Here is a 22972-nt window from a genome sequence, read left to right as displayed (position 1 = left end):
TTCAGCTGCGCTCGCCCCGCCCCTGGGTGGCCAGCAGCACGCCCAGCGCCACGGCGCCGACCAGCGCCAGGCCCAGGCCGAGCGCGAGCTTGCCTTTGGGCTTGGGCTCGGGCCGAAAGCCGCCGTGCACAGCCGGATGGCGCGAGGCATGGAACAGATTGCCCTGGGAGATGGGCGTGCGTTCGGCGCGCGCCAGCGCGCGGTCGGCCACCCACTTGCCGATGCGGCCGGTGGTTTGTGGCGCGGCGGCCTGGGCCAGCCGGCCCGGCAGCGCGGCCGATCCCAGCCACAGCGTTGGCCGGGGGCGGCGCACCAGGCGAACGATGGCGGCGGCCACGGTGTCGGGGTCGACCAGCGGCGGCGGCGGCGCGAGCTTGCGGCCCGTGAAGTTGGCACCATGGCGCAGGCCCGGCGTGTCGACGAAGGTCGGGCAGACGTCGCAGACATGCACGTCCGGCAGGTCGGACAGCTCGGCGCGCAGCGCGGCCGACCAGCCGCGCAGGCCGAACTTGCTGGCCGTGTAGGCGCCCGCGTAGGGCGTGGCGACCCAGCCGCCCAGCGAGATCATGTTCACGAGCACGCCGCTGCGCTGCGCGCGGAAGTGCGGCAGCACGGCATGGGCGCCATGCATGTGGCCCAGCAAATTGGACTCCACCACGCGGCGGTGCGCCTCCATGGGCGTGGCCTCGAAGCGGCCCACGGCCCCCACGCCCACGTTGTTGATCCAGACATCGATGCCGCCGAAGCGCCGCAGCGCGGCACCGGCCAGGGCCCGCACGGCCTTGGCGTCGGTGACATCGGTGGACACGGCGATGGCCTGGGCGCCCAGGCGGGCGCACTGCGCGGCCACGCGTTCCAGCGTTTCGGCGCCGCGCGCGGCCAGCACCAGGCGCGCGCGCTGCTGTGCGAAGGCCAGCGCCGTGGCGCGGCCGATGCCGCTGGAGGCACCCGTGATGACGATGACGGGGGACGGGGGCAGGGAAGAGCGCATTCTTGTTCGGTGCTGGGTGCTCGGAATGACGGAGCGCACAGCATAGTTGCAATAGCGTCGCTGCGCGGTGAACACGCTGTGACCAAGCGCATCTTCGGCATCGGGCCGACACGCGTCCGGCGCGGCGCCCTACAGGACGCGGCATGGCTGCTGCGTGCCTGCGGGCTGCGCTGGCAGATCGGCCCATGTGCCCACTGTCCCCCCGGTGTCTTTGCGGCGGCGGGGCGGGCAGGGCGGCGCACTAGAATCCGGCAGTTTTGTTCCGGCAGCCTGCGCAAGCAGCACATGAAAGAGGAGTCGCATCAATGAAGGTCCTGGTTCCCGTCAAGCGCGTGGTCGACTACAACGTGAAGGTCCGCGTGAAGTCCGACGGCAGCGGCGTTGACATCGCCAACGTCAAGATGAGCATGAACCCGTTTGACGAAATCGCCGTCGAAGAAGCCGTGCGCCTGAAGGAAAAGGGTGCCGTGACCGAGGTGATCGCCGTCTCCTGCGGTGTGCAGCAATGCCAGGAAACCTTGCGCACGGCCATGGCGATTGGCGCCGACCGCGCCATCCTCGTGCAGACCGATGCCGAGCTGCAGCCGCTGGCCGTGGCCAAGCTTCTGAAGGCGCTGGTCGACAAGGAACAACCCGGCCTCATCATCCTCGGCAAACAGGCCATCGACGACGACGCCAACCAGACCGGCCAGATGCTGGCGGCCCTGGCCGACCTGCCGCAGGCCACCTTCGCGAGCAAGGTCGAAGTCGCTGGTGACAAGGTCAAGGTCACGCGCGAGGTCGACGGCGGCCTGGAGACGCTGGAGCTGTCCACGCCCGCGGTCGTGACCACCGACCTGCGCCTGAACGAGCCGCGCTACGTGACGCTGCCCAACATCATGAAGGCCAAGAAGAAGCAGCTGGACACCGTGACCCCGGCCGATCTGGGCGTGGACGTGGCCAGCAAGCTCAAGACGCTGAAGGTCAGCGAGCCGCCCAAGCGCAGCGCCGGCATCAAGGTGCCCGACGTGGCCACGCTGGTCGCCAAGCTCAAGACCGAAGCCAAGGTCATCTGATTCAGGGAGGAACTACGAACATGACCGCACTCGTCATCGCAGAACACGACAACGCCTCGCTCAAGAGCGCGACCCTGAACACCGTCACCGCGGCCCTGGCCTGCGGTGGTGAGGTCCACGTGCTGGTCGCCGGCGAGAACGCCGCCGAGGCTGCCAAGGCCGCCGCCCAGGTGGCCGGCGTGGCCAAGGTGCTGCACGCCGACGGCGCCGGCCTGGGCCACGGCCTGGCCGAGAACGTCGCCGCCCAGGTGCTGGCCATTGCATCGAACTACAGCCACATCCTGTTCCCGGCCACGGCCAGCGGCAAGAACGTCGCGCCGCGCGTGGCCGCCAAGCTGGACGTGAGCCAGATCAGCGACATCACCAAGGTCGACAGCCCCGACACCTTCGAACGCCCGATCTACGCCGGCAACGCGATCGCCACCGTGCAGAGCGCAGACAGCGTGAAGGTCATCACCGTGCGCGGCACCGGCTTCGACGCTGCCGCTGCCACGGGTGGCTCGGCCGCCGTCGAGAGCCTGTCGGCCGTGGCCGACAGCGGCAAGAGCAGCTTCGTCGGTGCCGAGCTGGCCAAGAGCGAGCGCCCGGAACTGACCGCCGCCAAGATCATCGTCTCCGGTGGCCGTGCCCTCGGAAGCGCCGAGAAGTTCACCGAAGTCATGACGCCGCTGGCCGACAAGCTGGGCGCGGCCATCGGCGCGAGCCGCGCCGCAGTCGACGCAGGCTACGCGCCCAACGACCTGCAGGTCGGCCAGACCGGCAAGATCGTGGCGCCGCAGCTGTACATCGCCGCCGGCATCTCGGGCGCGATCCAGCACCTGGCCGGCATGAAGGACAGCAAGGTGATCGTGGCGATCAACAAGGACCCCGAGGCGCCGATCTTCTCGGTGGCCGACTACGGCCTGGAGGCCGACCTGTTCACGGCCGTGCCGGAACTGGTCAAGGCACTGTGAGGACCTGACCCCCCCCCACGGTTCAGCCACAAGGGCATCGCGGCGCGATGCCCTTTTTCGTTACAGAAGAGAGACGACGAGGAGATTGCGATGGCCTACACCGCACCGCTCAAGGACATGCTGTTCAACATCCGCCATCTGGCGCGCATCGAGCAGATCGCGCAGATGCCGGGCTTCGAGGATGCGGGGCTGGAGACCGCGCAGGCCGTGCTGGAGGAATCCGCCCGCTTCAACCAGGACGTGGTGGCGCCGCTCAACGAGGCCGGCGACCGCAACCCCTCGTCCTGGAAGGATGGCGTGGTCACGACCACGCCGGGCTTCAAGCAGGCGTTCCAGCAGTTCGCCGCGGGCGGCTGGCAGGGGCTGCAGCACCCGGCCGATTTCGGCGGCCAGGGCCTGCCCAAGACCATCGGCGCGGCCTGTGGCGAGATGCTGAACTCGGCCAACCTCTCGTTCGCGCTGTGCCCCTTGCTCACCGACGGCGCCATCGAGGCGCTGCTGACGGCCGGCAGCGACGCGCTCAAGGCCACCTACCTGGAAAAACTCGTCAGCGGCGAGTGGACCGGCACCATGAACCTGACCGAGCCCCAGGCCGGCAGCGACCTGGCCCTGGTGCGCACGCGCGCAGAACCCTTGCCGGACGGGCGCTACAAGCTGTTCGGCACCAAGATCTTCATCACCTACGGTGAACACGACATGGCGGACAACATCGTCCACCTGGTGCTGGCCCGCGTGCAGGGCGCGCCCGAAGGCGTCAAGGGCATCAGCCTGTTCGTGGCGCCCAAGTTCCTCGTCAACGCCGATGGGTCGCTCGGCCAACGCAACGACGTGCGCTGCGTGAGCATCGAGCACAAGCTGGGCATCAAGGCCAGCCCCACGGCGGTGCTGCAGTTCGGCGACGCGGGCGAGGGCGCCATCGGCGAACTCGTGGGCGAGGAGAACCGCGGCCTGGAATACATGTTCATCATGATGAACGCGGCGCGCTACGCGGTCGGCGTGCAAGGCATCGCCGTGGCCGAGACGGCCTACCAGAAGGCCGCCGCCTTCGCCAAGGAGCGCGTGCAGAGCCGCCCCGTGGACGGCAGCGTGGCCGCCAGCGCGCCCATCGTGCACCACCCCGACGTGCGCCGCATGCTCATGACCATGCGCGCGCTGACCGAGGGCTGCCGCGCCATGGCCAGCGTGGCCGCGGCCGCCTACGACGCCGCCCACCACCATCCCGAGGCCCAGGTCCGCAAGGACAACCAGGCCTTCTACGAATTCATGGTGCCGCTCGTGAAGGGCTACAGCACCGAGATGAGCCTGGAGGTGACCTCGCTGGGCGTGCAGGTGCACGGCGGCATGGGCTTCATCGAGGAGACCGGCGCGGCGCAGTTCTACCGCGACGCGCGCATCCTGCCGATCTACGAGGGCACGACCGCGATCCAGGCCAACGACCTGGTGGGCCGCAAGACCGCGCGCGACGGCGGCAAGGGCGCCCGGGCCATCGCCGCCCAGGTCGAGGCCACCGAAGCCGAGCTGGCGAAGAGCGGCAGCGCCGACGCGCAGGCCGTGGGGCGCCGCCTGACGGCAGCGCGCCAGGCCTTCGTCGAGGTGGTGGACTTCATCGCCGGGGCCAGCCGCAGCGACCCGAACGCCGTCTACGCCGGCTCCGTGCCCTACCTGCTGCTGGCCGGCAACCTGGTGGCAGGCTGGCAGCTCGCGCGCAGCCTGCTGGCCGCCGAGCAGCACCGCGCCGAGGACCCGGCCTTCATGCAGGCCAAGATCGCCACGGCGCGCTTTTATGCCGAGCACATCCTGACGCGCGCGCCGGGCCAGCGCGACGCCATCGTCGACGGTGCCGCCAGCGTGACAGCGCTGCCGCTGGAAGCCTTCTAAAAACAGACCGAACCAACGAGGAGACTTATGTCCAGACTGCCCGGCGCCCTGGCGCACCTGCCGCTGCCCATCATCGGCTCGCCGCTGTTCATCATCAGCAACCCCAAGCTCGTCATCGCCCAGTGCACGTCCGGTGTGGTCGGCTCCATGCCGGCGCTCAACGCGCGCCCGGCCGAGCAGCTGGAAGAGTGGCTGATCGAGATCACCGAGGGGCTGGCGGCCTGGAACCGCGACCATCCGGACCAGCCGGCCGCCCCGTACGCGATCAACCAGATCGTGCACAAGTCCAACGAGCGGCTCGAGCACGACATGGCGCTGTGCGTGAAGTACAAGGTGCCCATCATCATCACCTCGCTGGGCGCGCGCGAGGACATCAACGCGGCGGCCCACAGCTACGGCGGCGTGGTGCTGCACGACATCATCAACAACAAGTTCGCGCGCAAGGCGATCGAGAAGGGCGCCGACGGCCTGATCGCGGTGGCGGCCGGCGCCGGCGGCCATGCCGGCATCAAGAGCCCGTTCGCGCTCGTGCAGGAGATCCGCCAGTGGTTCGACGGCCCCGTCGCGCTGTCGGGCAGCATCGCCACGGGCGGCGCCGTGCTGGCAGCGCAGGCCATGGGGGCCGACTTCGCCTACATCGGCTCGGCCTTCATCGCCACCGAAGAGGCGCGCGCGGCCGAGGGCTACAAGCATGCCATCGTGGCCGGCAGCTCCGACGACATCGTCTACAGCAACCTGTTCACGGGCGTGCACGGCAACTACCTGGCGGCCAGCATCCGCGCGGCCGGGCTCGACCCGGAGAACCTGCCCGTCAGCGATCCCAGCGCCATGAACTTCTCCAGCGGCAGCAGCAAGCCCAAGGCCTGGAAGGAGATCTGGGGCAGCGGCCAGGGCATCGGCGTGATCGACAAGGTGCGCCCGGCGGCCGAGTTCATCGCGCAGCTGCGCCGCGAGTACGACGAGGCGCGCCGCCGCCTGCTCGCCTGACGCGCCTGTTTTCATGAACGATCGGCTCGGGCCGGTCGACGCACTCAAGGCCCTGGCCTGCGTGCTGATCGTCTGGCACCACCTGGCCTTCTACGGGCCCATGTCCGACCTCGCCCGGCCGCTGGCGCCGGCCGTGGTCGACTGGCTGTTCGCCTATGGCCGCATGGCCGTGCAGGTGTTCCTCGTGGTCTCGGGCTTTCTGCTGGCACGCGGCATGCCGCCGGGCCGTGCACCGTCCACGCCCTGGGCCCAGCAGGTGGGCCGGCGCTACCTGCGCCTGCTGGTGCCCTACGCGGGCGCGCTGGTGCTGGCCATCCTGGTGTCCGATGCGGTGCGCGCCAGCCTGGGCCATCCCGACGCGCCGGCCACCCCGACCTGGACGCAACTGCTCGCCCATCTGCTGATGGTGCAGGACCTGCTGGGCGAGGAGTCGCTGTCGGCAGGCGTCTGGTATGTGGCGATCGACCTGCAGCTGTTCGCGCTGGCGACGCTGCTGTGCCGGCTGCCCGGCAGCTGGGCCGTGGCGGCCGTCGCGGCGCTGACGGCCTTGTCGCTGCTGTGGTGCAACCTCGAACCGCAGCTGGATGCGACCGCGCTGTATTTCTTCGGCGCCTATGGCATGGGCCTGCTGGCCGGCTGGGCGGCACGGGCCACGCGACCCTGGGCCGCTCTGGCGGGCGTGGCGCTGCTGGGTGCCGCGGCGCTGGCCGTGGGCTGGCGCGACCGCATCGCCGTGGCTTGGGCCTGCGCGCTGCTGCTGGGCCTGCTGCAGGCCACGGGGGCGATGGGCTGGCAGCCGCCGCGCTGGATGGCCTGGCTGGCGGCCGTCTCCTACCCGGTCTTCCTCGTGCATTTCGCCGTGCTGCTGGCGGTCGGCGCGCTATGGGGATGGCTGTGGCCCGACGGCGGCACCGTGCACTTATTGGGCATGGCACTCGTGTTCGTGCTGTCGCTGCTGGCCGGCGCCGGCCTGCACCGGCTCGAGCGGCGCATCGTGCGGCCGCGCACCGCGCTGGGATGGCAGGTGGCGGTGCTGGCCGCCGGCATGCTGGCGATGACCGTCTGAGCCGCCGCGTTCAGGGCTGCGGAAAAAGCTGCGGCGCGTCGCCCGGCTGCCAGGGCGCGAACTTCTGCATCGCGCGCGCGAACAGCGTCGTGGACTGCCAGTCCAGCAACCATTGCTGCAGCCGAGGCCAGGGCTGTTGCGCGAACCAGTCCGGGTCCACGCCCGCGAACTGGCGCACGAAGGGGAACAGGGCCGCATCGGCCAGCGTGGCGTGGCCTCCGCACAGGAACGGCGTCTGCGCCAGCCGCTGTTCCAGCCCTGCGAGAAAGGGCGCGCAAGCGATGCGCGGTGCCAGCGGGTCCGCGAGGCCGAAGCGCTGCGGGTACTTGGCGCGGTCCAGCAGCGGCTTGAAGCCCGTGTCGCTCTCGGTCACCAGCGCCAGCATCTGCGCCGGCGCGCCGTGCGTGGGGCGGCACCAGCCCAGCGGATCGTGGCGCGCCAGCGCCCATTGCATGATGGCCAGGCTTTCGTCGATGACCTGGCCATCGGCGAGCACCAGCACGGGCACGGTGGCCTTGGGCGAGGCCTCGCGCAGGGCCTGCGGCTTGTCGCGCAGCACCACCTCGCGCAGTTCGCAGGTCTGGCCGGCCACGAGCAGCGCCAGCCGCGCACGCATGGCATAGGGGCAGCGGCGAAAGGAATAGAGCAGCGGCAGCGTCATGCCGGGTCGGGCAGGCCCAGATGGGTGGCGCCGCGCGCGGCGGCCAGGTCCATCTGGCGCTGGCGCTCGCGGTAGCCGGCGCGCTGGCCCTCGTCGCGCCGCGCCGCGCAATGCGCGCACTGCACGCCCTCGACGAACAGCGGCGACGCCCGGTCCGCTGCCGACAGCGGCTGGCGGCAGGAGCGGCACAGGCTGTGGCTGCCGGCCGCCAGGCCATGGCCCACGGCCACGCGTTCGTCGAACACGAAGCACTCGCCCTGCCAGAGGCTCTGCGCGGGCGGCACCTGCTCCAGGTAGTTCAGGATGCCGCCTTCGAGTTGGTAGACCTCGCCGAAGCCTTGGGCACGCAGCAGGGCGGAGGCCTTCTCGCAGCGGATGCCGCCGGTGCAGAACATTGCCACGGGCGGCTGGCCTTGCAGCAGACCGCCAGGTCCGGACTGCTCCGCGATCCAGGCGGGCCAGTCGGTGAAGGCCGCGGTGTGCGGATCGACGGCGCCGGCAAAGCTGCCGATGGCCACCTCGTAGCCGTTGCGCACGTCCAGCAGCACGAGGCCGGGGAGCTCGAGCAGCGTGTTCCACTGCGCAGGCGGCACGTGCGTGCCGGTCTGGCCGACCGGATCCAGGCCCGCCACGCCCAGGGTCACGATCTCGCGCTTGCAGCGCACCTTGAGGCGGTGCAGGGGCACGCTGGTGCATTCGGCGCTGCGCACCGCCAGTCGGGCGAGCCGCGCATCGGCACGCAAATGGTCCAGCACCTGCTGCACGGCCTCGGCCGGGCCGGCGATGCTGCCATTGACGCCTTCGGGCGCCAGCAGGATGTTGCCGCGCACGTCCAGCGCCGTGCACAGCGCGCGCAACGGCGCCACCAGCGTTGCGCAGTCCGGCAGCGCGGTGAAGCAGTAGAACGAGGCGGTGCGCGGCATGCGGCTTGGGCGGTCAGTCTCCGCGCTCGGCTTCCAGCGGCTGCGAATGGCTGGCGTGCGGCAGGTCCACGCCTTTCTGGCGGTCGCGGAACAGCGCCGCGCGCATCAGGAAGATCGTGGTGACCGGCGCCGTCAGCGCCACGAACAGCGCGATCAGCACGGCGTGCAGGAACAGGTTGGTGCCCTGCACCGAGAAATAGACGACGGTCGCCAGCATCACGCACCAGGCGCCCGCGGTCGCGCCCAGCGTGGGCGCGTGGATGCGGTTGTAGAAGCTGGGCAGGCGCACCAGGCCGAAGGAGCCGATGGCGGCGAAGGCCGCTCCGGCCACGGCGAACAGCGCGGTCAGGATCTCGGCCCAGATGGGCAGGGGATTCATGACAAGGCCCCCACGCTCGGCACTGCGTGTCCTCGCTGCCCCCCGAGGGGGCGCTTCGCTTGCTTGGGGCGGCCCGGCGCGGCGCTCATTCAATGACCTCCCCGCGCAACAGGAACTTGGCCAGCACCGTGGAGCCGACGAAGCCGAACAGCGCGATCAGCATCGCGGCCTCGAAGTAGACGTTGCTGGTGTAGGTGATGCCCAGCACCAGCATGGTCAGCATGCCGTTGATGTACAGGCAGTCCAGCGCCATCACGCGGTCCTGTGCGGCCGGGCCGACCAGCAGCCGGAACAGCGCGCACAGCATGGCCACGGCCAGCAGGAACAGGGCGATCTTGAGGCCCCAGAACAGGATGGGGGTCATGGCGTGGTCCCTTCCGGTTGAAAGATTTCCAGCAGCGGACGCTCGTAGCGCAGCTTGATGCGGGCGATGAAGTCGTCCTCGTCCACGAGGTCGAACACGTGGATCAGCAGCTTGCTGCGGTCCAGCGAGAGCTCGCCCCAGGCCGTGCCCGGCGTCAGGCACATGATCATGGCCAGCACCGCCAGGCCGTTGGGGTCGCGCAGTTCCAGCGGAACGACGACGAAGTAGCTGCTCAGCCGCACGTTGCGCCGCGTGAGCACGAGCCAGGCCACGTTCTTGGCCGAGACCAGCATGTCGGCGATGGCGGCGAATGCCAGGTGCAGCGCCACGCGCGGCTTGCGCATGCGCACGGTGGCAGGGCGCAGGCTTTGCGTGAGCAAGGGCACGACCAGACCGAGCAGGGCCGCGGACAGCAGCGTGGTGGCATCGACCGACTGGTGCAGGAGCAGCCAGACCACGAACAGCGTGGCCGACAGCGGGGGCGATGGCAGCAGGCGCTTCATGGCGTCTTCTCCTTGAACGGCGGCGCCGGCACGGGGCTGGCGGCCATCACGGCCTGGCGGTAGTGCTGGCCCGAATGCAGCACCTCGGCCGTGGCCTGGGCATGCTGCATGACCGGGCCGGCGCCGATGGTCAGTCCGATGGCGGCCAGCAGCAGGCCGGCCACCGGCAGCACCTCCAGCGCGGGCAGGGCGGGCAGGTTGGCGTGCGGCTGGTTCCAGAAGTAGCGGATGCCGGCGCGGCACAGCGCCAACAGCGTCAGGAAGCCGCCGCCGATCAGCAGCGCCATCACGGCGATGCCGGCGTTGCCCAGCTGCGACGCCTGCAGCAGGCCGGCCAGCATGGCGAACTTGCCGACGAAACCCGACAGCGGCGGCAGGCCCGCGAGCAGCAGCGTGCACAGGATGAAGGCCAGGCCCAGAAAGGCCACGCCGGCCGGGATGGCGCGGCCGTACAAGGCCTGGGCGTCGTCGTCCAGGTTCACGTCGGACAAGAGGCGCAGGTCTTCGCTCAGGAAGGGCGCGTCGTCCTCGGCGGCGTGCGGTGCCACGCTGGAGCCGTTGCGCCAGCGTTCGACGATGTCCACCAGCAGGAACAGCGCGCTGACGGCCAGCGTGGAGCTCATGAGGTAGTACAGCGCGCCGGCCCAGACGGACGCCCGGCCCAGGCCCACGGCAGCCAGCAGCGTGCCGGCCGAGACCAGCACGCTGTAGCTGGCCAGCAGGGCCAGCCGCTGTGTGCCCAGCACCCCGAGCGCACCGACGAACAGCGTGACCAATCCGAGCGCCAGGATCACGGTCTGGCCGAACTGCGCCGAAGCGCCGCCGTCCACGCCGAACAGCACGCTCCACAGCCGCAGCACGGTGTAGACGCCCAGCTTGGTCAGCAGCGCGAACACGGCGCCGACCGGGGCCACCACGCTGCCATAGGCCGGCACCAGCCAGAAGTTGAGCGGCCAGGCGCCGGCCTTGGCGAAGAAGGCCGTGGCCAGGATGGCGGCCGCCGCATGCACGAGGCCGCGGTCGGCCGGATCGAGCTGTGCGATGCGCTGACCCAGGTCGGCCATGTTCAGCGTACCGGTCAGGCCGTAGAGCATGGCCGCGCCGATCAGGAACATGGAGGAGGCCGCCAGGTTGATCGCGATGTAGTGCAACCCGGCCCGCACGCGCTGGCGGCCCGAGCCGTGCAGCAGGAGGCCGTAGGAGGCGGCCAGCATGACCTCGAAGAACACGAACAGGTTGAACAGGTCGCCGGTCAGGAAGGCGCCGTTCAGGCCCATCAGCTGCAACTGCAGCATGGGGTGGAAGTGCACGCCGGCGCGGTCCCAGCGCGAGGTGGAATAGATCGAGGCGGCGAATGCGATCACACCGGTCAGCGCGACCAGCATGGTCGAGAGCCGGTCGGCCACCAGCACGATGCCGAACGGCGCCATCCAGTTGCCGGCCAGGTAGACGCCGATGGAGCCCGGCCCGTCGCCGGTGGCGGCGGCGTTGACCCAGCGCAGCAGCGCCAGCGAGACCAGCATGCCCAGCAGGCCCGAGACCACGGTCAGCGTGGCCTTGGTGCGGCGTTGCCGCTCGTCCAGCAGCAGCATCAGTGCGGCCGTCAGCATGGGCAGCAGGATGGGCACCGCGATCAGGTGCGGCATGCTGAATTCCAGCAGCCGGTCGAGCAGGTGCATGGCCTGGTCGAAGAGTTCGTGCAGGCTGCTCACTCCTGCCCCCCTTCGCTCTTCTCGGTGCCGTCCACATGGTCGGTGCCCGTCAGCCCGCGCGAGGCCAGCATCACGACGAGAAACAGCGCCGTCATGGCGAAGCCGATCACGATGGCCGTCAGCACCAGGGCCTGGGGCATGGGGTCGGCCGTGTTGGCCAGCGTGGCGATCACGCCGGGCACGAGCACAGGCTCGCTGTCGACCTTGAGCCGGCCCATGCTGAAGATGAACAGGTTCACCGCGTAGGAGATCAGCGTCAGGCCCATGATGACCTGGAAGGTGCGCGGGCGCAGCAGCAGGTAGACACCCGAGCTCGTGAGCACGCCGATGGCGATGGCGAGGACGGCTTCCATGTCAGTGGTCTCCGTCGTGGCCCGACAGGGCGGCGCGTGCTTCGGCCAGGCGCTGCTCCTGCTCCTCGGACCAGCGGTGGCTGCGCACGCTCTGGTGCGCCAGGCTCGTCAGGATCAGCATGGTGGAACCCAGCACGAGCGCGAACACGCCGGTGTCGAAGAACAGCGCGCTGGGGATGTGCAGTTCGCCCAGCACCGGCAAGGTGACATGGGCCGTGTGCGTGGTCAGGAAGGGGTAGTGCAGCACGATCGCGCCGGCGCCCGTGGCCAGCGCCAGCAGCAGGCCGACCGCGATCCAGCGGCGCGGGTAGATGCGCAGGTGCTCCTCCACCCATTCGGTGCCCGAGACGATGTACTGCAACAGCAGCGCGACCGACATCACGAGGCCGGCGACGAAGCCGCCGCCGGGCGCGTTGTGGCCGCGCAGGAAGAAGTAGACCGAAACCAGCACGGCCAGCGGCAGCAGCAGGCGCACCAGCACGGCCGGCACCATGAGGTAGCCGACGGCGGTGTCCTTGGCCAGGCGCGGGTTGAACACGTCGCTGCTGCCGTCGTCGGACTGGGCCAGCTGCTGCGGTGGCAGCGCCATGGACTCGGGCGCAGGGCGGAAGCGCCGCAGCAGCGCATAGACCGTCAGCGCGACGATGCCCAGCACCGTGATCTCGCCGAAGGTGTCGAAGCCGCGGAAGTCCACCAGCATCACGTTGACCACGTTGGTGCCGCCGCCCTCGGTCAGGGCGCGGTCCAGGAAGAAGGGCGAGATGCTTCCCAGGGAATCGCGCGTCATGACCAGCCAGGCCAGCGCCGCCATGCCGCAGCCTGCGGCGATCGCGATCAACAGATCGCGGCCGCGCCGGCCCCAGGGCAGGATGCGCTCGCGCGCCGACTGCACGACGAACTTGCTGCGCATGGGCAGCCAGCGCAGGCCCAGCAGGATGAGCACGGTGGTGACGGCTTCGACCACCAGTTGCGTGAGCGCGAGGTCGGGCGCGGAAAACCAGATGAAGGTCAGGCAGCAGGTCAGGCCGGCGCCGGAGGCCAGCATCAACGAGGCCAGCCGGTGGAACTTGGCCTGCCAGGCCGCGCCGATGGCGCAGATGCAGCCGATCACCCAGGTCATCGCGAACATGGGTGAGAAGGGCAGCGGCGAACGCTCGCCAGCCTGGGCCGGCGCGAACCACAGCGAGGCGCCGGCGCCGGCCAGCGCCATGCAGACCATCAGCAGCAGCTGGGTCTGCAGGCGCTGGGTGGCCAGCAGGCGGCGGCTGCGGCGGCCGGCCTCGGAGGCGCGCGCCAGCAGGTGCTCGAACACGCGCTGACCGTCCAGGCGGTGCAGCAGCGGCGTGCGCGTGAGGCGGCCGGCCTCGCGCTGGCGGCGCTGCACGAGGTACAGCGCGGCGCCGCCGGCCAGCGCTACGAAGCTCATGGCCAGCGGCAGGTTGAAGCCGTGCCAGACCGCCAGGCTGTACTCGGGCAGCTGGCCGCCGACCACGGGGGCGGCGGCGGCCGCGAGCAGCGGGCCGACCGACCATTCGGGGGCCACACCCACGACCAGACAGGCCAGCACCAGCAGCTCGACCGGCACGCGCATCCAGTGCGGCGGCTCGTGCGGCGGCTTGGGCACGACCCCGATGCACGAGGGGCCGAAGAACACGTCGAACACGAAGCGCGCCGAATAGGCCACGCTGAACAGCCCGGCAACCGTGGCCAGCACCGGCAGCGCGCGGTCGACCCAGGGCGTGGATTGCAGGAATACGGTCTCGGCGAAGAACATCTCCTTGGACAGGAAACCGTTCAGCAGCGGCACGCCGGCCATGGAGGCACTCGCGATGATGGCCAGAAGGCCCGTGATGGGCATGAGCCTGGCCAGGCCCGAGAGCTTGCGGATGTCGCGCGTGCCGGTCTCGTGGTCGATGATGCCGGCGGCCATGAACAGCGAGGCCTTGAAGGTCGCATGGTTCATGATGTGAAAGACCGCGGCCACGGCGGCCATGGGGCTGTTCATGCCCAGCAGCAGCGTGATGAGGCCCAGGTGCGAGATCGTCGAGTAGGCCAGCAGTCCCTTGAGGTCGTTCTGGAACATGGCCACGAAGGCGCCCAGCAGCAGCGTGATCGCACCGGCGCCGCCGACCAGCCAGAACCACTGCTCGGTGCCGGCCAGCGCCGGCCACAGCCGCGCGAGCAGGAATACGCCGAGCTTGACCATGGTGGCCGAATGCAGGTAAGCGGAGATCGGCGTGGGCGCGGCCATGGCGCGCGGCAGCCAGAAATGGAACGGGAACTGCGCGCTCTTGGTGAAGGCGCCCAGCAGGATCAGCACCAGCGCGGCGGGGTAGCGCGGATCGGCCTTGATGGCGGAACTGGCGGCCAGCACGGCGTCCAGTTCGTAGCTGCCCGCGATGCGGCCCAGCAGCAGCACGCCGGCGAACAGGCACAGCCCGCCCGCGCCCGTGACCGTGAGCGCCATGCGCGCGCCGCGGCGTGCGTCCTTGCGGTGGTGCCAATAGCCGATCAAGAGGAACGAGAACAGGCTCGTGAGTTCCCAGAACAGCACCATCTGCACGAGGTTGCCCGACAGCACCACGCCCATCATGGAGCCCATGAAGGCCAGGAAGAACGAGAAGAAGCGCGGCACCGGGTCGGAGGCCGACAGGTAGTAGCGCGCGTACAGCACAACCAGCGTGCCAATGCCCGTGACCAGCATGCCGAACAGCCAGGCGAAGCCGTCGAGCCGCAGCTGCAGGTTCACGCCCAGCGTGGGCAGCCAGAGGTATTCCTCGCGCAGCACGTTGCCACCGGCCAGCTGCGGGAACTGCATGCCCAGGTGGATCGCGCAGCCCAGCGCGATCAGGCCTGCCAGCGTCGCCTCGCGGTTGCGCGCGGTCGACGGCATGAACATCGCGAGCACACTGCCGAGGAAGGGGACGAGGACGAGCAGGGCCAGGGACATCGCGATCAATTTTATCGATGGACCACGCCCATCCCTTTGGCCTTTCCCTGACGGCGCAAGCCTTTTCGGCCCCTGCGCCCGCGGTCAGCCACCGGTCAGCCCGGCTCGGGCGTGATGGCGGTTTCCGCGCCGACCCATTGTGCGTAGGGCGGATGGACGTCGGCCAGCGGCATGGCGTAGACCGCGGGCACCGAGTACGGGTGCAGTTCGACGATGGCCTCGCGCAGCGCGGCCGCGGCCGCGGCGCTGGTCTTGCAGAGCAGGCGCACCTCGGGCGCGTGTTGCACGGCCCCGTCCCAGCGGTAGAAGCTCTCGATGGCCGACAGCTGCACGCAGGCGGCGAGCCGGCGCTCGACCAAGCTGCGCGCGAGCGTGCGCGCCGCCGCCATGTCGCCGACGGTGGTCAGGACGGCCACGGTGTCCGGCGTGTTCATACCGGTGTGCCCCAGGGGTCGTAGTTGCCGAAGTTCCAGATATGGCCTTCGGGGTCGGCGCAGGTGAAGCCACGCGCGCCGTAATCCTCGTCCTGGATCTCCAGCAGGATCTTCGCGCCGGCGGCCTTGGCGCGTGCGTAGACCGCATCGGGGTCCGACACCACGATGAAGGCGCTTTGCGTCTCGGCGCCGCCGATCTCGTCGGGCTGGCGGATCAGGCGGCCCCAGGGCGTGGGCTCGTCGCGCACCGAGCCCAGCATGACCATGCCGTTGCCGAACACGAGTTGCGCATGGGCGACCTGGCCCTTGTCGTCCAGGTGGACCGCCTGGCGCTCGAAGCCGAAGCTGCTGCAGAGCCAGTCGATCGCGGCCAGCGCGTCGCGGTAGCGCAGGCAGGGGATCACGCTGGAGCGGCCGGGGAGGGAAGAGCCGGTCATGTCAGGGCTTGTCCGCGCAGTGGCAGGCCAGTTCGGCCGGACGGTGGAGGGGCGGATCGGTGCTGAGACGGGCCATGAGGCGCTCCTGAAGGGAAGGGAACAGTACGACGAAGCAATGGTGGGGAATGGACAAAGCCGCTTGCCGCGCGCGGGACCTCTCAATATACTGTTTAAAAAAACAGTATTCAAGCCATGGCCACCGAGACCACCATCCCCCTCACGGCGCTCAAGGGCCGCGGCGCCGCCACGCGCATCGCGCACCGTTTCTCCAAGGATGCGCGCGACGCCTTCGACGATGGCTGGGGCACGTTGCAGGCCGATGACGGCGAGCCCGCAGCCCCTTTGCAGACCGAGGTCATCTTCGAGGATGCCAAGAGTGCCATCGTGCAGCAGCAGTCGCCCGACATCTATTTCGAGCAGTCCGTCAATCCCTACCGCGGCTGCGAGCATGGCTGCATCTACTGCTTCGCGCGTCCCACGCACAGCTACCTGAACCTCTCGCCCGGCCTGGACTTCGAGACCAAGATCATCGCCAAACGCAACATCGCGCAGCTGCTGCGGGCCGAACTCGCACGGCCGCGTTATGTGCCGCAGGGCCTCGTGATCGGCGTGGCGACCGACTGCTACCAGCCCGTGGAGCGCGAGCTGCGGCTCACGCGCGGCCTCATCGAAGTGCTGCACGAGGCGCGCCATGCGTTCTCGCTGATCACCAAGTCCAGCGGCGTGGAGCGCGACCTGGACCTCATCGCCCCCATGGCGGCGCAGCAGCTGGCCGCCGTCTACGTGACCATCACCACGCTGGACCAGCGCATCGCCCGCACGCTGGAGCCGCGCGCGGCCTCGCCGCAGCGCCGGCTGCGCACCATCCGCACGTTGGCCGAGGCGGGCGTGCCGGTGGGCGTGAGCGTGGCGCCGCAGATCCCGTTCGTCACCGACGACATGGAGCAGGTGCTGGCTGCTGCGTGGGACGCCGGCGCGCGCAGTGCCTTCTACACCGTGCTGCGCCTGCCCTGGGAGGTGGCGCCGCTGTTCCGCGAATGGCTGGCCCTGCACCTGCCGGACCGGGCCGAGCGCGTCATGGCGCGCGTGCAGGAGATGCGCGGCGGCAAGGATTACGACAGCGACTTCGCCACGCGCATGAAGGGCAGTGGCATCTGGGCCGAGCTGATCGGCCAGCGCTTCGAGAAGGCTTGTGCAAGGCTGGGCTTCAACCGTGTGCGCGAGGCCGCCGACTTGGGCCTGTTCCGCCGCCCGGCGCTGGACGGGCAGACCAGCCTGTTCTGAGTCCCCAAAGAAAACGCGGGCCGGGGCCCGCGTCGTCATCAAGCGCTGAAGAACTTCTTCAGCCGGTCGGTCCAGCTGTCGCCCGACGGCGAATGCTTGCCGCCGCCCTTGCGCAGCGACTCTTCCAGCTCGCGCAGCAGCTTGCGCTGGTGCTCGGTCAGCTTGACGGGCGTCTCCACGGCGATGTGGCAGTACAGGTCGCCCGGGTAACTCTCCCGCACGCCCTTGATGCCCTTGCCGCGCAGGCGGAACTGCTTGCCGGCCTGCGTGCCCTCGGGGATGTCGATGGCCGCCTTGCCCGACAGCGTGGGCACCTCGATCTCGCCGCCCAGCGCGGCCGTGATGAAGCTCACGGGCACGGTGCAGTGCAGGTCGCCGCCGTCGCGCTCGAAGATGTCGTGCTTCTTGATGCGCATCTCGATGTACAGGTCGCCCGGCGGGCCGCCGTTGGAACCGGGCTCGCCGTTGCCGACCGAGCGGATGCGCATGCCGTCGTCGATGCCGGCGGGGATCTTCACCTCCAGCGTCTTCTGCTTCTTGATCTTGCCCTGGCCGTGGCAGGTGCTGCAGGGCTCGGGAATGATCTTGCCCGTGCCGCGGCAGGTCGGGCAGGTCTGCTGCACGCTGAAGAAGCCCTGGCGCATCTGCACCGCGCCCTGGCCGTTGCAGGTGGTGCAGGTCTTGGGCTGGGTGCCGGGCTTGGCGCCGCTGCCGTGGCAGGTGTCGCAGGACTCCCAGCTCGGGATGCGGATCTGCGCATCCTTGCCGCGGGCCGCCTCTTCCAGCGTGATCTCCATCGCATAGGACAGATCGCTGCCGCGGAACACCTGGCGCCCGCCGGCGCCACGCCCGCGCTGCTGCCCGAACATGTCGCCGAAGATGTCGCCGAAGGCCTCGGCGAAGCCGCCGAAACCTTCCGCGCCACCGCCGGGGCCGCGCATGTTCGGATCCACGCCGGCATGGCCGAACTGGTCGTAGGCCGCGCGCTTCTGCGCGTCGGTCAGCATCTCGTAGGCCTCCTTGGCCTCCTTGAATTTCTCTTCGGCGTTCTTGGCGGAGTCCCCCTGGTTGCGGTCCGGGTGGTACTTCATCGCCAGCTTGCGATAGGCCTTCTTGACCTCGTCCTCCGTGGCGTTCTTGGGCACCCCGAGGACTTCGTAGTAATCGCGTTTGGACATGGTGCGTTCGGCTGGGCTCTGGCTTGCAAATCAAAAGGAACGCCGCGCGCAACCTTCAGCTGCGCGCGGCGGGCCGGGGAGGGCGATCAGCCCTTCTTGACTTCCTTCACCTCGGCGTCGACCACGTCGTCGTCGGACGGCTTGGCCGAGGCCTGCTGCTCGGCACCCGGGGCCGCGCCGGCGGCGCCAGCCGCGGCACCGGCTGCGGCGCCTTCGGCCGCCTGCTTGGCCTGCATGTCGGCATAGACCTTCTCGCCGAGCTTGGCCGAGGCGGTCATGAGCGCCGTGGTCTTCTCGTCGATGGCGGCCTTGTCGTCGCCCTTCAAGGCCTCGTCCAGTGCCTTCAGCGCCGTCTCGATGGCTTCCTTCTCGGCCGCCTCGAGCTTGTCGCCGTGCTCCGCCAGGCTCTTCTTCACGCTGTGGGCGGACGCTTCACCCTGGTTGCGGGCCTGGATCAGTTCCAGCTTCTTCTTGTCCTCGGCGGCGTTGAGCTCGGCGTCCTTGACCATCTGCTGGATCTCGGCTTCGGACAGGCCCGAGTTCGCCTTGATGGTGATCTTGTTTTCCTTGCCCGTGCCCTTGTCCTTGGCGCCCACGTGCAGGATGCCGTTGGCGTCGATGTCGAAGGACACCTCGATCTGCGGCGTGCCGCGGGCTGCCGGCGGGATGCCTTCCAGGTTGAACTCGCCCAAGAGCTTGTTGCCCGAAGCCATCTCGCGTTCGCCCTGGAACACCTTGATCGTCACGGCCGGCTGGTTGTCGTCGGCGGTCGAGAAGGTCTGCGCGAACTTGGTCGGGATGGTCGTGTTCTTGGTGATCATCTTGGTCATCACGCCACCCAGCGTCTCGATGCCCAGCGACAGCGGCGTCACGTCCAGCAGCAGCACGTCCTTGCGGTCGCCCGACAGCACCTGGCCCTGGATGGCCGCGCCCACGGCGACGGCTTCATCGGGGTTCACGTCCTTGCGCGGATCGCGGCCGAAGAACTCCTTGACCTTCTCCTGCACCTTGGGCATGCGGGTCTGGCCGCCGACCAGGATCACGTCGTGGATGTCGGAGACCGACACGCCGGCGTCCTTGATGGCCGTGCGGCAGGGCGCGATGGTGCGCTCGATCAGGTCCTCGACCAGGGCTTCGAGCTTGGCACGGCTGAGCTTGATGTTCAGGTGCTTGGGGCCCGAAGCGTCGGCCGTGATGTAGGGCAGGTTGATGTCGGTCGAAGCGCTGTTGGACAGCTCGATCTTGGCCTTCTCGGCAGCTTCCTTCAGGCGCTGCAGGGCCAGCACGTCCTTGGACAGGTCGACACCTTGCTCCTTCTTGAACTCGGAGATGATGTAGTCGATCACGCGCTGGTCGAAGTCTTCGCCGCCCAGGAAGGTGTCGCCGTTGGTGGACAGCACCTCGAACTGCTTCTCGCCGTCGACGTCGGCGATCTCGATGATGGACACGTCGAAGGTGCCGCCACCCAGGTCGTAGACGGCGATCTTGCGGTCGCCCTTTTCCTGCTTGTCCATGCCGAAGGCCAGCGCGGCGGCGGTCGGCTCGTTGATGATGCGCTTGACTTCCAGGCCGGCGATGCGGCCGGCGTCCTTGGTGGCCTGGCGCTGGGCGTCGTTAAAGTAGGCCGGCACCGTGATCACGGCCTCGGTCACAGGCTCGCCCAGGTAGTCCTCGGCGGTCTTCTTCATCTTGCGCAGGATGTCGGCGGAGACCTGCTGGGCCGACAGCTTGTTGCCGCGGACCTCGACCCAGGCGTCGCCGTTGTCGGCGGCCACGATCTTGTAGGGCATCAGGTCGATGTCCTTCTGCACTTCCTTCTCGGTGAACTTGCGGCCGATCAGGCGCTTCACCGCGTACAGCGTGTTCTTGGGGTTGGTCACGGCCTGGCGCTTGGCCGAGGCGCCGACCAGCACTTCACCGTCTTCCTGGTAGGCGACGATGGACGGCGTGGTGCGCGCGCCCTCGGAGTTCTCGATCACCTTGGGGGTGTTGCCCTCGATGACGGACACGCAGCTGTTGGTGGTGCCGAGGTCGATGCCGATGATTCTTGCCATGTTGCTTCTCCTGCTCTTCCTGAAATATGGGATGACGGTGGGCGCTGGTCCGAAGGGATGCTCGCCGACTGTTGCTAACGTGTGGATAACCGTGGGGGTTTCAAGGGGACGCGGTGTGGATCGCCGGTGCAGATCACTGCGTCACTGGGGCGAGGCCACCGTCACCAGGGCCGGGCGCAGCACGCGCTCGGCGATCAGGTAGCCTTTTTGCAGCACGCTCACCACGGTGTTGGGTTCCTGGCCCGTGCCGGGCACCATGCTGATGGCCTGGTGCTGGTGCGGGTCGAACTTCTCGCCGGCCGGCGGGTTGATCTGGATGACCTTGTTGCGCTCCAGCGCGCTCTTGAGCTGGCGCAGCGTGGCCTCGGCGCCCTCGCGCACCTGGGCCACGGTCGCATCGGTGTGGGACAGGCCGGTCTCCAGGCTGTCCATCACGGGCAGCAGGCTCTCGGCGAAGCTCTCCACCGCGAACTTGCGCGACTTGGCGATTTCTTCCTCGGCGCGGCGGCGGGCGTTCTCGGCCTCGGCCTTGGCGCGCAGGAACTGGTCGGCCAGCTCGGCGCTCTTGGCCTTGAGCGTGGCCAGCTCGGCCTGCGTCTGGGCCAGCACATCGGCCTCGGTGGCAAACGCCGCGGCCTCACGCTCCTCAGGGCTCATGGGAGCGGGCTCGGCGGATTTGTCGGTCGGTTGGGTCGGGTCTGTCATGCGCTTGAATGGCTTGAAAAAGGTCACAACGGCTAACAGCTAGGGATTGCCCCTGTCGTTTCAAGGGTCGCTCCGCACAAAAAGGCGAAAAAAAGCCGGCGTGTTGCCGGCCCCAGCTGTGCGGCGCGCGCTCAGGCGACGCCCAGCAGCTCCACGTCGAACTTGAGCGTGGCGTTCGGCGGGATCACGCCGCCGGCGCCGCGCGCGCCGTAGCCCAGTTCGGGCGGAATGATCAGCGTGCGCTGGCCGCCGACCTTCATGCCGGCGACACCCTCGTCCCAGCCGCGGATGACCATGCCGGCGCCCAGGCCGAACTCGAAGGGGTCGTTGCGGTCGCGGCTGGAGTCGAACTTGGCGCCTTGCTGGCCGTCCTGGTAGAGCCAGCCCGTGTAGTGCACGGTGACGTGCTGGCCGGCCTTGGCTTCGGCGCCGGAGCCCACGGTGGTGTCCTCGTACTGCAGGCCGGATGCGGTGGTGGTCATAAGGGCTCCTGAAAGTGCAGGCGCCCCGAGGAGGGGCGCCGAAAAGCGGCGAATTATGCCAGCAGGCCCCGGCGGCCCAGGTCGCGCATCAGGGCTCCCGCGCCATAGGTCCAGGGCGCGATCTTGTCGCTGTGGTTGACGCGGTTGGCCAGCAGGCCCAGGCGCGGTGTGGCCACCGTGACCACATCGCCGATGGCATGCGTGAAGCCCTGGCCCGGGCCGTGGCGGTCCTGCGTGGGCGCAAACATGGTGCCCAGGAACAGCACCAGGCCGTCGGGGTACTGGTGGTTCTTGCCGATGGCCTGGCCCGCGAGGTCCAGCGGGTCGCGGCTGATCTTCGTGAGGCTGCTCGCGCCGTCCATCGCAAACCCGTCCTCGCCAACGACGCGCATGGACAGGTCCGTGCGGCGCAGGTCGTCGATGCCGAAGTTCGCGTCGAACAGCCGGATGAAGGGGCCGATCGCGCAGGAGCCGTTGTTGTCCTTGGCCTTGCCCAGCAGCAGTGCGCTGCGGCCCTCGAAGTCGCGCAGGTTCACGTCGTTGCCCAGCGCCGCGCCCTTGACGCGGCCGTTGCTGTCGATGGCCAGCACGACCTCGGGCTCGGGATTGTTCCAGGCGCTGCCGGGGTGGATGCCGACCTCTGCGCCCGTGCCCACGGCACTCATGGGCTGCGACTTCGTGAAGATCTCGGCGTCCGGGCCGATGCCGACCTCCAGGTACTGCGACCAGGCGCCCTGGGCGATCAGCACCTCCTTGAGCCGCATGGCCTCGTCCGAGCCCGGCCGGATGCTTGCCAGGTTGTCGCCGATCACGCCGACCACGGCGCGGCGCACGGCCTCGGCGCGGCCCGCGTCGCCGCGGGCCTGCTCCTCGATCACGCGCTCGAGCATGGAAGCCACGAAGGTCACGCCCGCAGCCTTGACGGCCTGCAGGTCGCAGGGCGCCAGCAGCCAGGGCAGGGCGGGGTCGCGCGCGTCCCAGGCCGAATTGGCCAGCACGGCCGCCGTGTCGGCGATGCGCTCGCCGCCGTGTTCGCGCACGGCCGCGGCCGGGTCGTCGTGCTCGAGCAGCGCGCTGCAGGTGGGATCGAGGCGCGACAGGTCGTACACGCCGTCGGCGCGCACCTCGACCAGCACGGCGCCCAGGCCCTCCTGCCAGACGCGGCCGATCAGCACGGCGTCTTCGTGGTCCTGGGGCAGGACGGCTTCAGGCCGCAGGTGGGGTTGCATCGGTGTCTTCTCCGTGGGGGGGAACAGGGGGTTCGGGGGCGCGGCGCGGGCGTCTGGCAGCCCACTTGTGGGCGAAGGCCGGGAGTTCTCCGAGCCGCCGCACGAGGTCCGTGCCGGCGGGTGTGAGCAGGTAGCCCTCGGCGCCGTGCGTGAGCAGGCCGGCCTCGCGCAGTTCCTTGATGCGCGTGTTCAGCGTGTTGGGCGTGACGCCGCCCACGCTGTCCTGCAGCAGCCGGAAGGTCTGGGCATGGCCGTCACGCAGGGCCCACAGCACGCGCACGGCATACCGGGCCTCGAGAAGCGCGAGCAGCTGGAAGATGGCCGGTTTGTCTCGCGGGCTCACGTCCGCGCCCCCGGGCCTGGGGCGGTGGCAAGGCGGACGGCGGCGGGCATC

General features: G+C 69.5%; 23 protein-coding genes. 6 read left to right on the top strand and 17 right to left on the bottom strand.

What is annotated here, in order from left to right; all coding sequences use genetic code 11:
- Position 1: 1 nt before the first annotated feature.
- Positions 2-991, bottom strand: a complete 990-nt coding sequence (locus IE209_RS16165; RefSeq protein ID WP_189687980.1) for an SDR family oxidoreductase — start codon at positions 989-991, stop codon at positions 2-4.
- A gap of 305 nt (positions 992-1296) precedes the next feature.
- On the opposite strand from IE209_RS16165, the gene IE209_RS16160 reads away from it, so the two are divergent.
- From IE209_RS16160 to IE209_RS16140, 5 genes are all read left to right on the top strand, one after another.
- Positions 1297-2046, top strand: coding sequence for an electron transfer flavoprotein subunit beta/FixA family protein (locus IE209_RS16160; protein ID WP_189687979.1), 750 nt, complete (start codon positions 1297-1299; stop codon positions 2044-2046).
- A gap of 20 nt (positions 2047-2066) precedes the next feature.
- Entirely contained in the window at positions 2067-2999 is a 933-nt protein-coding gene (locus IE209_RS16155) for an electron transfer flavoprotein subunit alpha/FixB family protein (protein ID WP_189687978.1), read from the top strand.
- Between the two features lie 90 nt (positions 3000-3089).
- The gene (locus IE209_RS16150) at positions 3090-4877 is read left to right on the top strand and encodes an acyl-CoA dehydrogenase (protein ID WP_189687977.1); all 1788 of its coding nucleotides are present in this window, start codon (positions 3090-3092) and stop codon (positions 4875-4877) included.
- A gap of 27 nt (positions 4878-4904) precedes the next feature.
- Positions 4905-5864 (top strand): NAD(P)H-dependent flavin oxidoreductase, encoded by a 960-nt coding sequence (locus tag IE209_RS16145; protein ID WP_189687976.1) that lies wholly within the window; start codon positions 4905-4907, stop codon positions 5862-5864.
- Between the two features lie 13 nt (positions 5865-5877).
- Positions 5878-6930: an acyltransferase family protein gene (locus IE209_RS16140; protein ID WP_189687975.1), complete on the top strand. Its 1053-nt coding sequence runs from the start codon at positions 5878-5880 to the stop codon at positions 6928-6930.
- Positions 6931-6940: 10 nt separating this feature from the next.
- On the opposite strand, the gene IE209_RS16135 is transcribed toward IE209_RS16140, so the two are convergent.
- The 10 genes from IE209_RS16135 to IE209_RS16090 form a co-directional block, all read right to left on the bottom strand.
- Positions 6941-7591: a glutathione S-transferase gene (locus IE209_RS16135; protein ID WP_189687974.1), complete on the bottom strand. Its 651-nt coding sequence runs from the start codon at positions 7589-7591 to the stop codon at positions 6941-6943.
- On the bottom strand, positions 7588-8514 hold the full coding sequence (trhO, locus tag IE209_RS16130) for an oxygen-dependent tRNA uridine(34) hydroxylase TrhO (protein WP_189687973.1): 927 nt from the start codon (positions 8512-8514) through the stop codon (positions 7588-7590). Before trhO ends, IE209_RS16135 begins: the two co-directional genes overlap by 4 nt.
- Positions 8515-8527: 13 nt before the next feature.
- A complete protein-coding gene (mnhG, locus tag IE209_RS16125; protein ID WP_189687972.1) occupies positions 8528-8893 on the bottom strand; it encodes a monovalent cation/H(+) antiporter subunit G in 366 nt (121 codons plus the stop codon).
- 85 nt (positions 8894-8978) lie between these two features.
- A complete protein-coding gene (locus IE209_RS16120) occupies positions 8979-9257 on the bottom strand; it encodes a K+/H+ antiporter subunit F (RefSeq protein ID WP_056902739.1) in 279 nt (92 codons plus the stop codon).
- Positions 9254-9760 (bottom strand): Na+/H+ antiporter subunit E, encoded by a 507-nt coding sequence (locus IE209_RS16115; RefSeq protein WP_189687971.1) that lies wholly within the window; start codon positions 9758-9760, stop codon positions 9254-9256. The genes IE209_RS16120 and IE209_RS16115 overlap by 4 nt, the downstream gene beginning before the upstream one ends.
- Positions 9757-11439 carry a monovalent cation/H+ antiporter subunit D gene (locus tag IE209_RS16110; protein WP_229882898.1) on the bottom strand — a complete coding sequence of 561 codons (1683 nt, stop codon included), beginning with the start codon at positions 11437-11439 and terminating at the stop codon, positions 9757-9759. The genes IE209_RS16115 and IE209_RS16110 overlap by 4 nt, the downstream gene beginning before the upstream one ends.
- Before the next feature lie 29 nt (positions 11440-11468).
- Complete coding sequence (locus IE209_RS16105; RefSeq protein ID WP_145546005.1) at positions 11469-11825, bottom strand: Na+/H+ antiporter subunit C; 357 nt, start codon at positions 11823-11825, stop codon at positions 11469-11471.
- A 1-nt stretch (position 11826) separates the two neighbouring features.
- Positions 11827-14775: a monovalent cation/H+ antiporter subunit A gene (locus IE209_RS16100; protein WP_189687970.1), complete on the bottom strand. Its 2949-nt coding sequence runs from the start codon at positions 14773-14775 to the stop codon at positions 11827-11829.
- A gap of 95 nt (positions 14776-14870) precedes the next feature.
- On the bottom strand, positions 14871-15209 hold the full coding sequence (cutA, locus tag IE209_RS16095; protein WP_189687969.1) for a divalent-cation tolerance protein CutA: 339 nt from the start codon (positions 15207-15209) through the stop codon (positions 14871-14873).
- The gene (locus IE209_RS16090) at positions 15206-15646 is read right to left on the bottom strand and encodes a VOC family protein (protein WP_189687968.1); all 441 of its coding nucleotides are present in this window, start codon (positions 15644-15646) and stop codon (positions 15206-15208) included. The genes cutA and IE209_RS16090 overlap by 4 nt, the downstream gene beginning before the upstream one ends.
- 192 nt (positions 15647-15838) lie before the next feature.
- Between IE209_RS16090 and IE209_RS16085 the strand changes: the two genes are divergently transcribed.
- Positions 15839-16930 (top strand): PA0069 family radical SAM protein, encoded by a 1092-nt coding sequence (locus IE209_RS16085; protein ID WP_189687967.1) that lies wholly within the window; start codon positions 15839-15841, stop codon positions 16928-16930.
- 38 nt (positions 16931-16968) lie between these two features.
- On the opposite strand, the gene dnaJ is transcribed toward IE209_RS16085, so the two are convergent.
- From dnaJ to IE209_RS16055, 6 genes are all read right to left on the bottom strand, one after another.
- Positions 16969-18108, bottom strand: a complete 1140-nt coding sequence (gene dnaJ, locus IE209_RS16080; protein ID WP_189687966.1) for a molecular chaperone DnaJ — start codon at positions 18106-18108, stop codon at positions 16969-16971.
- 86 nt (positions 18109-18194) lie between these two features.
- On the bottom strand, positions 18195-20162 hold the full coding sequence (gene dnaK, locus IE209_RS16075) for a molecular chaperone DnaK (RefSeq protein WP_189687965.1): 1968 nt from the start codon (positions 20160-20162) through the stop codon (positions 18195-18197).
- Positions 20163-20303: 141 nt separating this feature from the next.
- Positions 20304-20867 carry a nucleotide exchange factor GrpE gene (grpE, locus tag IE209_RS16070; RefSeq protein WP_189687964.1) on the bottom strand — a complete coding sequence of 188 codons (564 nt, stop codon included), beginning with the start codon at positions 20865-20867 and terminating at the stop codon, positions 20304-20306.
- Positions 20868-20998: 131 nt separating this feature from the next.
- The gene (locus IE209_RS16065; protein ID WP_145546013.1) at positions 20999-21349 is read right to left on the bottom strand and encodes an FKBP-type peptidyl-prolyl cis-trans isomerase; all 351 of its coding nucleotides are present in this window, start codon (positions 21347-21349) and stop codon (positions 20999-21001) included.
- A gap of 53 nt (positions 21350-21402) precedes the next feature.
- The gene (locus tag IE209_RS16060) at positions 21403-22578 is read right to left on the bottom strand and encodes a fumarylacetoacetate hydrolase family protein (RefSeq protein WP_145546014.1); all 1176 of its coding nucleotides are present in this window, start codon (positions 22576-22578) and stop codon (positions 21403-21405) included.
- Positions 22556-22921 carry a winged helix-turn-helix transcriptional regulator gene (locus IE209_RS16055; protein WP_229882882.1) on the bottom strand — a complete coding sequence of 122 codons (366 nt, stop codon included), beginning with the start codon at positions 22919-22921 and terminating at the stop codon, positions 22556-22558. The genes IE209_RS16060 and IE209_RS16055 overlap by 23 nt, the downstream gene beginning before the upstream one ends.
- Positions 22922-22972: the final 51 nt, after the last annotated feature.

The sequence above is a fragment of the Pseudorhodoferax aquiterrae genome, assembly GCF_014652235.1.
Classification (GTDB): Bacteria; Pseudomonadota; Gammaproteobacteria; order Burkholderiales; family Burkholderiaceae_C; genus Pseudorhodoferax; species Pseudorhodoferax aquiterrae.
This window is presented reverse-complemented; position numbering and strand designations above follow the sequence as displayed.